Here is a 14,837-nt window from a genome sequence, read left to right as displayed (position 1 = left end):
GAAATCCTTACTTGACTGGAGGTTATGATGATGACAACGCAAGCGCTTTCGAAGCAGGAAGTTGAGTTTTATAAGGAGAACGGGTATTACCTATACCGGAAACCGCTCTTTAGCGCCGAAAAAATGCAGGTACTGACCTCAATCTTTGAAGAACAGCTGGAGGAGAAGGGCAGCAAGCTATCGGACGAACTGGATACGCCGCATTTCCGTGACGAAAGGCTGCTGGATTTCCTATTGGCCGATGAGGTGCTTGATCTGGTCGAACCGATCATCGGGCCGAATATCGGGCTGTGGTCGAGCCATTTTATCTGCAAAGATCCGCATGTCGGACGCGCTACGCCTTGGCATGAGGATTCGGCGTACTGGAACGGAAGATTAAGCAGCTTCGATAAGATTATCACCGTATGGCTGGCGATCGACCGCAGCTGGAAGGAGAATGGATGCATGCGCGTCATTCCGGGCACGCATCATAGCGGGTTCTCAGACTATGAGGAGGTGGACGGGACAAAGAATTTGTTCGACACCCAAATCAAGAGCGGCTCGGTTGATGAGTCCCGGGCGGTTTATTTCGAACTAGAGCCAGGGGAATGCTCGCTTCACGATTCGCGCATCATTCATGGCGCGGCGCCGAATACAAGCCCGTACCGGCGCTGCGGGTACACCATGCGGTATTTCTCGACGGACGCGCTGGTTTATCCGGATAAGAATCCCGGTTTTAAGGTGTGGCTGGCCCGCGGAAAGAACATCGCCGGAACGAAATTCGTCAACGAATAACCCGGAGGGGATAAAGGAGCGTGCATGAATTGAACATTCAGCTGTATAAGGCTCTGTGGGGCATGGAGGGAAGCTGCAGGGACCAATTGACGAGGGCTGCACAAGCCGGTTACGCCGGGATTGAAGCTCCGCTGCCGGCAGCGAATCGGGAAGCCGAATTTAAGGATTTGCTGGAGGAATTTCAGCTCCATTACATTGCCCAAGTGACTACATCCGTCCCCCATCAAGAAACCTTTGCCGAGCAGGCGCGCCGGGCCGCAGCCTTCGGTCCGAAGCTGATCGTGTCCCATAGCGCCCGGGATGGCATGAAGATCGAGGAGCAATTGCGTTTTTTCGAGGCAGCGCTGATGATCGAGCAGGAGGTCGGCATCACCATCGGGCACGAAACCCACCGGTCGCGGGCGATGTTCACGCCGTGGACGACGCGCACCTTGCTGGAGGAGTTCCCGGAGCTGAGCATTACGGCCGATTTCAGCCACTGGTGCTGCGTGACCGAGTCCTTGCTGGAGGACTATGCGGAAGACATGGAAGCCGCCATACGGCGGACCGTCCATATTCACGCGCGCGTAGGCTACGCTCAGGGCCCGCAGGTTCCCCATCCCGGAGCGCCTGAATACAGCCGGGAGCTGACAGTCTTTGAAGCCTGGTGGTCACGCATTGTCCAATACCGAAGAGAGCAAGGGCTCAGTCACACCAGCATAACGCCTGAATTTGGTCCGCCCGGGTACATGCACACCCTCCCTTTCACAGGTGCTCCCGTCGCGGATCTCTGGGACGTAAACGAGTGGATGGCCAAACGCATTTCGGAACGGTTGGCGCCATAAATAAGAAACGAGAACAAGCCGGACCATATAAAGGTTCCGGCTTGTTATTCGTTTCTTTGGGAAAGCCATCCCTGTCGAATCACTCATACACCCGCAGCCAGCCATCCAAGCATGCCCCAGCACGCACCAGGCCCGCAGGGAGGGACCCGTGCGCACGATGTACAAGAGAACCATACTGGGATGCCGTTGGAGCCATCTGAAGCTTCCCGCCTCACCGTCAAGCGTTAGAATAAAACGATGCCGGCAGCGCCGGCCACAAGGAGAATCAGCAACGGGTGGAGTTTGTATTTGAGCAGGAGAAATAAACAAGCCCCGCAAATCAGCAGCGTGGGAATGAGTCCTCTTAAAGCCCCGTCGCCCTCATCGGGATAACCAAAATGAACGGCCGCATAGACGATGAGTCCGGTCGTAACCGGACGCAAGCCGTATAACGAAGATTTCACCCATGGATTCCCCCGCATGCGGTAGAAGAAGGCAGAGAGCATCACGATGACGACCAGCGACGGCAGGATGATGCCGACGGTCGAGACGACGGCCCCGGCATAGCCGGCGGTCTGATAGCCGATCAGCGTGGCGGCATTGGTGGCGATCGACCCGGGCGCCATGCCGGCCAGCGCCACGGTCTGCTGGAATTCCGCTGCGGTCAGCAGCCCTTTTTCCGTGATCTCCTTCTGAATGACCGGGATCACCGCATATCCGCCGCCAAAAGACACAAGGCCTACACCAATGAATATCATGAACAAGTCCCAATACATTTCCTTCGCCCCGATTCGTTTCGCTCAAATGTAATATTCCAATTCCGGGCAGCTGTCGGCCGCAGCCTTCTTCTCGGTATCCGCTCGAAGTCCCAGCCGTATTTTGATCTGGATGACGGCCATGCCGCCGAGCAGGCTAAGCGCAATCAGATAGAGGGGATGGACGCCGGTGAACAGCATCACGGATACGGTGGCAAGGGCGGTGATCGTTGTGGTGGCATCAAAGACGGCATATTTGGCCATCCGGTAAGCAGCCACCGCGATCAGCGCGATGATGGCGCCGTGCATCCCCTTTAAAGCCGCTTCAACCTTGGGCTGATCCCGGAAAAACACCGCAGCCGTGCTGATCAGGAGCACGATGATAAATGTGGGACATGTCACGCCCAGCACGGCCGAAACAGCCCCGGCCATGCCGGCTTGGCGGTGCCCGATCATGGCGGCGGCATTCACGCCGACGCCGCCGGGAGCGGAACCGGCAAGCGAGATCAGCTCGCCGATTTCCTCCTCGTTCACCCATTTTTGCTTGCTCACCACTTCGCGCTCAATCATGGGCAGCATCGCGTATCCGCCTCCGAAGGTGGAAGGCCCGATGCGAAAGAAGGTCCAGAATAGCCGGGTAAGCAGCATGAACCGTTCCTTCGCCCGGCTCAAGTACGCGTTCAGCTTTTCCATTAGGCGTGATGGATTCTCGGCATCGGCATCGGCTCCTTGCCAAGCTCGGCCCAGATATATTTAAGCAGCAGCTCCGCCTTCAGCTGCTCATATCCCGGTTCGTCCCACAAATTGTGCAGTTCTCCGGGATCTGCTTCAAGGTCAAACAATTCGCCGTAGGTTTGATTGTAATAAACGGTGATTTTATAACGCTGCTCGATGTACGTTTTTTGATGAATCGTTGAGGGCTCATGCCGAAATTCGCAGAGGGCGTGCTGCCTTGCGGTATCGACAGCCCCGAGCCACACGTCCTTTTGGTCGATGCCCGTCATCGCGTGCGGGACGGGTATGCCGCAGAAGGATAGGAAGGTCGGGGCCAGATCGACCAGAGACTGTATCGCATTCGACCTTTTCCCGGCGGGCACCCGTCCCGGATAACGCACAATGAACGGAAGCTTGATCAAATCCTCGTAATGGAACCCGCCCTTGGCTTGAAGGCCGTGCTGGCCGAAGAAATGTCCGTGATCGGTGGTGAAGACAACGATCGTATCCTCCGACAGTCCCAGTTCGTCCAGTCTATCGAGTATTTTGCCGATATATTTATCCATCATGCTGATCATGCCGTAATACACGGCGACCAGCTTTTTCTTGTCGTATTCCGTTAACCTGGATTTCGAGCCGTATTCGTAATAGTGATGGGAACGGTAACCGTGAATGCCGAACCCGGTCTCAGCGAGATGCGAAAAATCGGGCTCCTCTTCCTGCGTCAATCCGAAATGCGGCGGATTGCGGTCATGCTCTCCGGGCGTCAGGGACGGGATCGTGAGTTTCTCCGGATCATACATCGAATCCCAAGGCTCGGGCACCAAATATTCCGGGTGCGGGTCGAAGAAGCTTGCCCACAAGAAGAATGGCTCTTCCGCCTTCTTGTATTGGTCCAAAAGCGAATGGGTTCGCTCGGCGATCCAGGTATTGTAGTGGTATTTTTCCGGGATGGGCCATGTGTACGTTTGGGTAGGGTCCATGGTTCCCGTAGGCGGCAGGAAGTAATCGCGCCAATTGGCGCATCCTTGCTCCTCCAGCCATAGGGCATAATGTTGTCCGACATGGGCCTCGTTCGTATGGTTGCGCGCCAGCTCGACGTGATCGAAGCCGTAAAAAGGACCGTGAAAATTTCGCCAATACGCCAAATCCTGAAGGATCGGGTAAGCTTCGACGGACGGGTAGTCTTCCGTGGATGTTAACGGCTGAAAATGTGCCTTTCCCACCAGCGCGGTCCGGTATCCGGCTTCTTGGAAGCTTTCGCCGACGGTATGGCGGTCTTCCAGCAGCTTGGTCCCCAAGGTCCAGGCTCCGTGCTGACTCGGATACTGCCCCGTAATGATGGAAGCCCGGCTCGGCGTGCAGGTCGGATTGGGACAGTATGCCCGATCGAACGTCGTCCCTTGGCGCGCGAGGCGGTCCAGGTTCGGCGTAGAGATTTCAGGCTGAAACGCGCCGATCGTATTCCAATGCTGCTGATCGCTAGTGATTAGCAAAATGTTAGGTCTTCTCGACAAGTGTAATCCCCTCCTAGTATGATGATATTGAAAAATAGAGGTTATCAAAATAGCACCATGTTATATTTTTGTTGTCATTTTGTTATTCTTGATGAAAAAATGAAGGGAAGAGGGGAAGTCGAGTTGCAGGAGTACGAATACGAGTATGCCGAGTTTATCTACTATACGCCGGGATATTTGGATAAAGAGGCACAGATTTGGCCCGTCCGGGCTGGGCGAAGTTTAGCCAAGCCCAATTACAGGGTCGGGCCGAAACGGATCGAGTGTTACAGTCTGCACTTCGTGCATGAGGGAACGGTGCGGCTGGAGTTCGACGGCAAACGAGTGGATCTGCAGAAGAATGATCTGTTCTGCCTGTTTCCGGGCCGGACTTATTACTATCACCTGCTTCCCTCGGATGCACCGCTTCGGATGAGCTGGCTGGCATTGGACGGAAACAGGGTAAGGCCGCTGCTCGAGCTGGCCGGCTTGGTGCCGGAAAGCCCGTTCGGCAGACAAATGATCTCCTCCCGGGTCGAAAAGTCCGCCGAATGCGTGATTGATGCCTTGGCCGGCGTCGAGCGCTGGAAGCCGTCGGTATCGCTCGAGCTGCACGGTTTGGTTTATGGTCTGCTCGCCGGCATGGTTCCCGACACGGCTTCGGCAGAGCCGACGGAGCTTGCGGGATGGATTCACGAGTGTTTGGATTACATGGAATTGCATGCTACCGAGGGGATATCCGTGCAGCAGGTTGCCGAATTCGCGGGTGTGCACCGCTCGTACTTCTCCAATATGTTCACGAGCCAGGTAGGAATGCCCCCGCTGAAATACCTTCAGCGCATCCGAATGGACAAGGCCAAACGGTTACTAACGGAAACGGACGCCACGATTACAGAGATTGCCCTGTCCCTGGGTTATCCCAATTTGTATTCATTCACCCGGGCGTTCAAGATTTATTTCAAGGTGCCTCCCATAACGATGCGTGAAAATCCATGCTGATTTCAGGAAGCGTTATATACTTTTGAAAACGGTTACCGACCCGGTTCTACGGAACCGAAAAAAGGAGACACTCGCCATGAAGCTCTCTACGATTCAAAGATGGCTATCGCCCAGACGAAGCATTCAAGGGAAAATATTCATTGCGTTCAGTGCGGTGACGCTCCTGTCCATCGTCTCCATTACGGTCATCGTGTATATGAGCATGCGCGAGACGATCATGCAAAATGCCGTCACCTCGGTTTCGGACAGCATCCGGCAGGCGGATGAATCGCTGAATATGATGCTGGAGGAAATCGACCGGCTGAACACCGTCGTGGTGACCAACAAAAACACGGTGATCGACACGCTGCTGAGCCCCCATGAAGAGATTAGTTATGAATGGTTTCAGGAACAGAAGCGGATCGACGAGTTTCTCTCCGTCCTGATCGATTACAAGCCCTATATTTCGCGGATTGCGGTGGTCGGTTTGAACGGGAAGGTGTATTTCTCGGGCGGTCCGTGGCTGGACAAGACGGTCTTGGGCAGCCCCATGATGGATTACATGCTCCACAACGGATCGCGCCATGCGTATTTCAAGCAGTCGGGCGTATCGGATGCCATCACGATCGGCCGTGAGATTCGATATAACCGCGAAACGATCGGAGTGGTCATGGTGGATTTGAATTATGATTTTATCCAAAAAACATACGGCGTGAAGCCGACCACCGACAGCATGATTTATGTGCTGGACAAGCAGGGCGGTTTCGTCTATGAAGCCGAATCGGCGCCGGCCTTTGCCCCTTCGTTCGATAAGATTCTCCGCATCCATCAGGACCTTGCAGGAAATGGGGATGCCATCAAGCAAAGCATAGACGGCAGAGATTATATCGTCGTGAGCCGTCAATCCGGGTATACGGGATGGAGCACCCTGGCTCTGATACCAATGGACTCGCTGCTGAGCGAATCGGCAAGGCTCCGCAAACTGTTGGCGGAGGTATCCATCATCGTGTTTATCGTTGTCCTGATCGCTTCGCTGCAGGTATCTTCCCGAATCACCCTCAACATCCGGCGATTGAAATCCCTGATGATGTTCGTGAAGGAAGGGAATCTGACGTTCCCGAAAAAGGAAATCAAAAGCGAGGACGAGACCGGACAGCTGTACCGTGTCTTCATCAGCATGGTGGAGGATTTGAAGCGGCTGCTGGAAGGGATCCGGGTCAGCGAGAAAGAGAAGCGGGAGGCCGAATTAACGGCGCTTCAGGCGCAGATTCATCCTCATTTTTTATACAATTCGCTGAATACCATCAAGTATTTGGCCAAGATGAACGGCGTGCCGAATATCGAAGAGGTGTCCGGATCGTTGATCGAGCTCATGCGCGGCGTTTTGGGCAATTCGAGCGAATTTTTGACGGTGCGGGAGGAACTGGATTATGTGGAACGCTATATCTCCATCGTGAAGTACAGGTATATGGAGCCGATCCGGATGGTCACCCAGGTGGAGGACGAAACTTTGCTGGAATGCCGGGTCCTGAAGCTGATGCTGCAGCCCCTTGTGGAAAATGCCATCATTCATGGCATCGGACCGCTGGAGCAGGAGGGACTCGTGCTGATCCGCGTATGTGAAGAGGGAGGCGACCTCAAGATTGAAGTGATCGACAATGGCAAGGGGATGACGGCGGGGCAGCAAGCGCAGCTTCTGGGGGAGACGGGCAAGAACGGAAATACATCCCGTTTCAGCGGCATGGGGGTACGCAATGTGCATGAGCGGATCGTTCACATGTACGGAGATGGCTACGGCGTCAAATTATACAGTGAGCCGGGTTTATACACGAAGGCCGAGATCCGGCTTCCGAACATAGTGGAGAATAAGGATAAATCCCGACAAGAGGTGATATAAAGCCATGTTTCAAGTGCTGCTTGTTGACGACGAACCGCTGGTGCGGCATGATCTGCGAACGCTATTGGACTGGAATGAGCACGGATTCGAATTATGCGGCCAAGCCCATAACGGTATCATGGCGCTCGCGATGATCGAGCAGTCTCCTCCGCATATCGCGATTATTGACGTGAATATGCCGGAAATGAACGGAGTGGAGCTCAATCGGGCGATTAAGGCGCGGTTTCCGTCCATTCAGACGATCATGCTCAGCAGCTTTGATGATTATGACTACGTGCGGGAGTGCCTGAAGAACGGCTCCATCGATTATTTATTGAAGCATCGGCTGGACGGTGCGACGCTTGCTGCCTTGCTTAACAAAGCGGTCCTTGAATTGCGCCGGGCGGATCGGCTGCTGGAAGAGAGCGAGGCCCGCAAGGTTAAGACCGAGCGGATAAATCCCGTGCACATCCGCGACTACATCGCGCATCTGGTCAGGGGACGGAAGGAGGCAACCCTGGAGGTTGAGGCATTTTCGCGAGAAAACAGCCTGTACAGCGGTGCGTCAAGCTATGCGGCCGCGGCCCTGCAGATTGTTCCATTCCTGCTGCTGACGGAGTCATACAGCGACGTGCAGACGAATCGGCTGGTTCAGCAGGTGGTCGATATGATGCAGCAGAGCCTCGGCGATATCCGGGAGCGGACGGCAGCTTATGTGGAGGATGGACGGTTCATGATCGTGTTTGCGTTTAAGGAACGGAGCGAGCATGCCATAAAGAGCGAAATCGACGGACAGATGAGGAAGCTTCAGCATGCGCTTGAGCTGTTCCTCAATTTAAAATGCGTAAGCGCCGTCGGACATGTGTGCACCAGCCTGACCCAACTCGGAACAAGCTACGGCTCCGCCGAACGGTTACTCGATGCTTCCCGCTCGGAGCCGTCCGGCAGCAGCGCGGCCCCCAGGATGCCGGGCCGGGCCGGCGGGCTTGCCGATGAATACCACCAACGCGTGTCTCTAACGATCGAGGAACACAAACAGCTGCTGCTTTCGATTGAACGACTGGACATCGAAGGCGTGCACGGTTTAATCGACTCTGTTTTTGCTTCCATCCACCACCTGCCGATCCATTCGCATACGGTCCAGATGATGGTCAGCGAGCTCATGCAAACCGGGGACAAGGCACTGAAAACCTGGCTGCCAGGGACGGAAGACGCCAAGGAAAAGCTCCCTTCCCGAAGCGAGCTCGGAAGGATCGGCAGCGTCGGGGAGCTGGTGCAGTGGCTGCAATCCTTCTATGCAGGCTTGCTCGGACTGCTGAAGCAGCACCGGGCGGGAGGGCCGTATTCCCGGCATGTCACGCAGGCCATACACTTTATTCTGGAGCGGTACCCGGGTTACGTGACGCTGGAGCTTGCCGCGGGCGCCATCGGCCTGAATTCCTCCTATTTGAGCCGAATATTCAAGGAAGAGACGCAGCGGACGTTCTCGGAGTATCTGAATCGGGTTCGGATCGATGCGGGGCGCAAGCTGCTGGAAAGCGGCAAATACTCGATCAAGGAAATCAGCGGACAAGTGGGGTTTACGACCCATAATTATTTTTTCAAAGTATTCAAGGAAATGACGGGCCTGACCCCGCAGGAGTATTTGAACCGCCTGGGTAGAGGATAAGGATAAAACCAAGTATTCGGATCGGCAGGGAAACAAACTCGAAAGCCGCCTTGTTCTAAACCGTAAAATATGTGGAGTAAATGGTCAAATTTTTGTAACGGACCGTCAAGGCGGCTGAATTATAATAATCACACACACCAACGGTAAACGCTTACAAATAAGGTTGGTGAATAAGAAAATATGGGGGTAGCTGATACATGCGTAGACGCTGGGGAAGAAACGCGGTCATCTCCATGATCGTTTCCAGCTTGATGCTGGCCGGATGCAGTTCCGATGGAGGATCGAAGAAGGAAGCCGCACCCGAAGGTGCGGAGAATGTCGTACATACCACGGGGTTTCCGATCGTGGATCAAGCGGTGGAACTGAAAATGTTCACCCGGATTGCACCCGTGAACGGTCCGTTCAAGGAGATGCCGGTATTCCAGGATTACGAGAAATTGAGCAATGTGAAGGTTGAATTCATCGAGGCGCCGACGGACGGCTTCCAGGAGAAGAAAAACCTGCTGTTCGCTTCCAACGAGCTGCCTGACGCCTTGTTCCGTTCCGGGCTCTCGCCGCTTGAAGCCGTTCGCTACGGATCGGCAGGCCAATTGATTCCGCTGGAAGGCCTTATCGACGAATACGCGCCGAACCTGAAGAAATTGATGGAGGAATATCCCGAAATCCGTTCGGGCATCACGACGCCGGAGGGGCACATCTATGCGATTCCCGGCATTGTGACGCTGGGCGCGGCGCGTACGGATAAGAAATGGATCAACCAGATGTGGCTGGAGAAGCTGAATCTGAAGGTGCCGGAGACGACGGACGAACTGTATGAGGTGCTGCTGGCCTTCCGCGACGGAGACCCGAACGGCAACGGGAAGCAGGATGAGCTTCCGATGACGGCACGTGTCGGATTGTCGATCGTGGCCGCGATGAGCGGATCATTCGGACTGGATACGCAGCTCGGGTATAACATCAATATCGAAAATGACAAAGTGAGCATCTGGATGGGCAGCGACAAAAATAAAGAGATGTTGATGTATTTAAACAAGCTATACAAGGAAAAGCTTTTGGACTCTGAGATATTCTCCCACACGGAAGCTCAGTATTTGGCCAAGCAAGGGTCGGGAAATACGGGATTCTTCTTTGACCAGACCAACAATAACTTCTTGTCGATCCAGGATCAGTATACCGGAATCGCGCCGCCGGCAGGCCCGAACGGAGACCGGATGCAAAGCCAGGCCTTGCCGATTGCGCGGGACTTTGGAGCCTTTGCCATTACGTCCATCAACAAGTACCCGGAAGTCACGATGCGCTGGATCGATTATTTTTACAGCGATGAAGGATCTACTCTTCTGCGCTTCGGCAGAGAAGGAGAGCATTACGAACTCAAGGATGGGATCCCGTACTATACAGAGGATTTCCTGAAGGATATTACCAATCAGGCCAAAATCACGCCTTATGCGGGAGGAGGGGCCCCTCACATCATCAGCGAACAGGTTGCTTCGTTCATCAACCCGCCGCAGGTGCAGGAGGCGCAGCAGCAGCTGGATCCGTTCATGCCGAAGGTTCGTTACGCCGCCCCGATGTTTGACGAGCAAACCGCGCAGCAGGTCAACATTCTGCGCAACGACATCGACAAATACTACGAAGAGCAAAGCACGAAATTCATTGCGGGCGCGCTTAGCTTCGACAAGTGGGGAGAATTCCAATCCACGCTCCAAAAGATGAAGATCGGCGAACTGGAGAAATTGTATCAGGATGCTTATGACAAGATGGAGAAATAAAGCTGCCACATCATCGTGAAGGAGTGGATGCCCATGAAGAGCGCCAACGCCGATAAAGCGATGGTTCTGCCTCGAAGCGATTCGAGGCGGGGCCCCCGCCTCTTAAAGCAAATGGCCAAGCGGTATGATCTGTATCTCATGCTGCTACTGCCCATCGTCTGGTATTTGGTGTTTCACTACGGTCCGTTGTACGGGCTGCAGATTGCCTTTAAAAATTTCAATCCGGCCAAAGGCATTCTCGGCAGCAGCTGGGAGGGCTTCGGACACTTCGAACGCTTCTTCGACTCGTATTATTTCTGGCGGCTGCTGTGGAATACGCTGTCCATCAATTTGTTCTCGCTCTTGATTGCCTTTCCGATTCCGATCCTGCTGGCCTTAATCATCAGCGAAATACGCAGCAAGACCTTCAGCAAATGGCTGCAGAACATTACGTACATACCGCATTTTATATCGGTAGTTGTAATCGTCGGCATCCTGAATGTGTTCCTGTCGCCGACCAGCGGTCCCATCAATCTGTTGATCGAGGCACTCGGCGGCACGCCGATCCGCTTTCTGGAGGAAGCGGGCTGGTTCAAGACCATCTTTATCGGTTCTAACATATGGCAGAGCATGGGGTGGCAGTCCATTATCTACATTGCGGCGCTGAGCGGGGTGAACCCGCAGCTGTACGAGGCGGCGAAGATGGACGGGGCTTCAAGGCTGCGGCGCATTTGGCATATTTCCTTGCCGGGCATCGCGCCAGTCATCATTATTTTGCTTATTTTGGATATCGGCCATTTCATGAACGTGGGCTTCGAGAAAATATTATTGATGCAGAACAACTTGAATCTGGAATCAAGCGACGTCATCTCCACGTTTGTCTACACGACGGGCATTTTAAAAGGGGAATACAGTTATACGGCCGCGATCGGGCTGTTTAATTCCGTCATCAATCTGGTGCTGCTCCTGCTTGTGAACCGCATTGCGCGCAAGACGTCGGAGACGAGCTTATGGTAAAGGGGGGGATCGACATGTCCAAGCCATCGACAGTAAAGGAAGCCTCGAGTGAACGGCTATTCGACATCCTGATCTACGCGATCGCCGCTATCATTATCGTCATCGTGCTGTACCCGCTGTTGTTTATCGTCAGCGCTTCGTTCAGCGATCCGGCACGGGTATTGAACGGCGAAGTTTGGCTGCTGCCGAAGGGCGTGACGCTGGATGCCTATGAGAATATTTTGCACAACGACAAGATTTGGACGGGATATCGCAATACCATCCTTTATACGACCGTCGGCACGGCGATCAATATCATCATGACGATTTTGGCAGCATATCCGCTGTCGAGACCCGATCTTCCCGGACGCAACGGGATCATGGTACTGATCACGCTGACCATGTTCTTCAACGGCGGGCTGATTCCGACGTATCTGTTGGTCAAGGATCTGGGGATGGTCGACACGATGTGGGCGCTGATCATTCCCGGCGCAATCGCGACGTACAATCTGATCGTAATGAGGACGTATTTCCAATCGAGCATTCCCTGGGAGCTGCAGGAGGCGGCCCATATCGACGGGTGCTCCAATTGGAGGCTGCTGTTTAGCATCATCCTGCCCTTATCGAAGCCGATCCTGGCGGTCATGGTGTTGTTTTATGCGGTCGGCCACTGGAATTCGTTCTTTAACGCACTCATATACATCCGAAACGAAGATCTGCACCCGCTTCAGCTGGTGCTGCGCGAAATTTTGCTGATCAGCCAATCGGATGCCGTGGATGGCAGCGTGGGATTGGAAAAAAGCATCCTGCTGGCCGAAAGCATCAAATACGCGGTCATTATCGTATCCAGTTTGCCTGTACTGCTGATGTATCCTTTGGTGCAGCGGCATTTCGTGAAAGGCGTCATGATCGGCTCGATCAAGGGGTAACGCCGGTATGATCGCACGGCTCACCCTAAAATTCCATTGGAGGTTATATTCTTGAATACGAACGCAACGATTACCATTGATTGCAGCCGCAAGAGCGAGCATGAGATTAATCCGTATCTGTTCGGTCATTTTGTGGAGGATATCCGGGACCATATGGAGGCGATGCTCGCGTTTCCGCTGAAGGACATGGATTTTGAGAGCGAGGCAGAAACGATGACGCCGGTATCGGGAAGCTGGCGCGCGTATACGAACGGACGCAACACCCAGTACGCGATGGAAGCACCGGCGCCCCGGCATTCGGGAAGAGCCCAGCGCATCCGCATCCTGAGCGATGACGAAGCTTATGCCGGCATAACGCAGAAGGCGGCATTAAAGGGGCCGATGAACTATACGGTCCGGCTTGTCGCCCGCGCCTCCATTGAGCTTCAATACGTGATGGTGGAAGCTGTCGACCGGCGCACGGAAGAGACGCTTGGCCAGCTTCGCATGGAGCTTGGCAGCCATAACTGGCAGCACTACGAAGAGCAGCTGTCCATATCGCGCGAATGCACTGATGCCGAGATCCGGGTATATGTTCCTGCAGAACATCCAAGGTGGGTCGATCACGTGTCCACCGGCATGCTCTGGATCGATCACGTCTCCTTGCTGCCCGTCGACAGCATTGCCTTGGTCAAACGCGAAGTGGTCGAGATGACTAAAGATTTGAATGCGGGCATGATGAGACTCGCAGGCAATTACATCAGTGCTTACCATTGGGAGCATGGCGTCGGTCCCGTCCTGGAAAGGCCGGTCATGTACAATGAGGCCTGGGGAGGGTGGACCAGCAAATATTTCGGAACGGACGAATTCATCCGCTTTTGCCGAGAGCTGGAGGTGGAGCCCCTGATTTGCGTGAACGACGGATCGGGCACCCCTGAAGAAGCCGCGCAGTGGATCGAATACTGCAACGGGAGCGCGGATACGCCGATGGGGGCTTTACGTGCCCGGAACGGCTTCCCTGAGCCGTATAACGTCAAGTACTGGGAGATCGGCAACGAAGTGTGGGGCCAATGGCAGGTCGGAACTTGCACGGCAGAGCGGTTTGCGGAGCGGACGATATCGTTTGCCAAGGCCATGAAGGAGGCGGACCCCTCCATCGTGCTGCTGGCCTGCGGTCATTACGAGCAGAACTGGAATAAGGCCGTGCTGGACCTGGCCGGCGAGAGCATCGATTATTTGACGCTGCATTTGTATCACGGCTACGGCCCTTTCGGCATGAACCGGGATACGCCGGCGGAGGAACGCTATAAGGCGATTGCCTCTTATCCCGAGTGGACCCGGCACCATGTCCGGCAGACGACGGAGCTGATCCGGTCCCGCCCGGAGCACAGCCATGTCAAGCTGGCGATCACCGAATACAACACGATGTATTATCCGAATACGGTGCGAAAAGGGCTGCCGAACGAGCACACGCTGGGAGCCGCAGTGGCCAATGCCGCCAACCTGAATGAAATGATGCGCTGCAGCGACATGGTGCACATCGGCAGCTTCTCTGACCTGGTGAATGGCTGGCTGGGCGGCTGCATACGCGTCGGGGACTATTATGCGGACCAATACTGCGGCAAGCAGCCCGGCTGGAGCGGGCATCCCCTTACGATCTACGGGACGCCAACCTATGAAGTGCTGAAGCTTTACGCCAATCGGGACGTTCGGCGCGTCCTTCCCGTCCAAGCGGAATGCGGAACCTTCTCCGTGGCTTCGAGGAAGGAGACGCCTATGGCACTTGACGCGCTTCCAGACCTGGACATCGTGGCGGGGACGAATGACGACGGCAGCATCGTCACCGTGTTGATCGTAAATCGAAGCCTGGAGGCGGTTAGGGCCGTGCTGGATTTGAAGGCCTTCGAGGCTTCCGGGGAAACGACCCTTTACGAAATCACCGGCGATTCTTACGATGACATTAACTCCGTTTTCCAGCCGGAACGTATTATGTGCAAGGAAAGCAGGGTTCCGGCAGAGGCATGGAGCCAAGGCTACAACTTACGGCCTACATCCGTTTACGCGCTGGAATTCAGAGTGCAGGTGTGATGATATGAAGCTGTCCTTTTAAAATGAATGTT

Annotated in this window: 12 protein-coding genes; 9 read left to right on the top strand and 3 right to left on the bottom strand. The window is 54.6% G+C overall.

Annotation, left to right across the window (positions count from 1 at the left end; all coding sequences use genetic code 11):
- Positions 1–27 precede the first annotated feature (27 nt).
- Positions 28–774, top strand: coding sequence for a phytanoyl-CoA dioxygenase family protein (locus RB298_RS16425; RefSeq protein WP_012818926.1), 747 nt, complete (start codon positions 28–30; stop codon positions 772–774).
- Between the two features lie 20 nt (positions 775–794).
- Positions 795–1,598 carry a sugar phosphate isomerase/epimerase family protein gene (locus tag RB298_RS16420; RefSeq protein WP_255250686.1) on the top strand — a complete coding sequence of 268 codons (804 nt, stop codon included), beginning with the start codon at positions 795–797 and terminating at the stop codon, positions 1,596–1,598.
- A gap of 224 nt (positions 1,599–1,822) precedes the next feature.
- Here RB298_RS16420 and RB298_RS16415 read toward each other — a convergent pair whose 3' ends face one another.
- Genes RB298_RS16415 through RB298_RS16405 form a run of 3 tightly spaced genes read right to left on the bottom strand, consistent with a single transcriptional unit; the run spans position 1,823 to position 4,563 of the window.
- Positions 1,823–2,353 (bottom strand): chromate transporter, encoded by a 531-nt coding sequence (locus RB298_RS16415; RefSeq protein ID WP_486047601.1) that lies wholly within the window; start codon positions 2,351–2,353, stop codon positions 1,823–1,825.
- A 24-nt stretch (positions 2,354–2,377) separates the two neighbouring features.
- Positions 2,378–3,025: a chromate transporter gene (locus RB298_RS16410; RefSeq protein WP_096777080.1), complete on the bottom strand. Its 648-nt coding sequence runs from the start codon at positions 3,023–3,025 to the stop codon at positions 2,378–2,380.
- Positions 3,025–4,563 carry a sulfatase family protein gene (locus tag RB298_RS16405; RefSeq protein ID WP_213580167.1) on the bottom strand — a complete coding sequence of 513 codons (1,539 nt, stop codon included), beginning with the start codon at positions 4,561–4,563 and terminating at the stop codon, positions 3,025–3,027. Before RB298_RS16405 ends, RB298_RS16410 begins: the two co-directional genes overlap by 1 nt.
- A gap of 123 nt (positions 4,564–4,686) precedes the next feature.
- Here RB298_RS16405 and RB298_RS16400 point away from each other — a divergent pair, with 123 nt between their 5' ends.
- The 7 genes from RB298_RS16400 (at position 4,687) to RB298_RS16370 (ending at position 14,805) form a co-directional block, all read left to right on the top strand.
- Positions 4,687–5,541 (top strand): AraC family transcriptional regulator, encoded by an 855-nt coding sequence (locus tag RB298_RS16400; protein ID WP_486047600.1) that lies wholly within the window; start codon positions 4,687–4,689, stop codon positions 5,539–5,541.
- Between the two features lie 76 nt (positions 5,542–5,617).
- A complete protein-coding gene (locus tag RB298_RS16395) occupies positions 5,618–7,417 on the top strand; it encodes a sensor histidine kinase (protein ID WP_213580169.1) in 1,800 nt (599 codons plus the stop codon).
- A gap of 4 nt (positions 7,418–7,421) precedes the next feature.
- On the top strand, positions 7,422–9,065 hold the full coding sequence (locus tag RB298_RS16390) for a response regulator (RefSeq protein ID WP_213580170.1): 1,644 nt from the start codon (positions 7,422–7,424) through the stop codon (positions 9,063–9,065).
- 197 nt (positions 9,066–9,262) lie between these two features.
- A complete protein-coding gene (locus tag RB298_RS16385) occupies positions 9,263–10,834 on the top strand; it encodes an extracellular solute-binding protein (protein ID WP_486047599.1) in 1,572 nt (523 codons plus the stop codon).
- A 33-nt stretch (positions 10,835–10,867) separates the two neighbouring features.
- On the top strand, positions 10,868–11,830 hold the full coding sequence (locus RB298_RS16380; RefSeq protein WP_192569786.1) for an ABC transporter permease: 963 nt from the start codon (positions 10,868–10,870) through the stop codon (positions 11,828–11,830).
- A gap of 14 nt (positions 11,831–11,844) precedes the next feature.
- Complete coding sequence (locus RB298_RS16375; protein ID WP_096777073.1) at positions 11,845–12,738, top strand: carbohydrate ABC transporter permease; 894 nt, start codon at positions 11,845–11,847, stop codon at positions 12,736–12,738.
- A 51-nt stretch (positions 12,739–12,789) separates the two neighbouring features.
- Positions 12,790–14,805 (top strand): alpha-L-arabinofuranosidase C-terminal domain-containing protein, encoded by a 2,016-nt coding sequence (locus tag RB298_RS16370; RefSeq protein WP_486047598.1) that lies wholly within the window; start codon positions 12,790–12,792, stop codon positions 14,803–14,805.
- The last annotated feature ends 32 nt before the right edge of the window (positions 14,806–14,837 follow it).

It is taken from the genome of Priestia sp. BR_2 (genome assembly GCF_041954005.1).
Lineage (GTDB): Bacteria > Bacillota > Bacilli > Paenibacillales > Paenibacillaceae > Paenibacillus_AQ > Paenibacillus_AQ lautus_A.
This window is presented reverse-complemented; position numbering and strand designations above follow the sequence as displayed.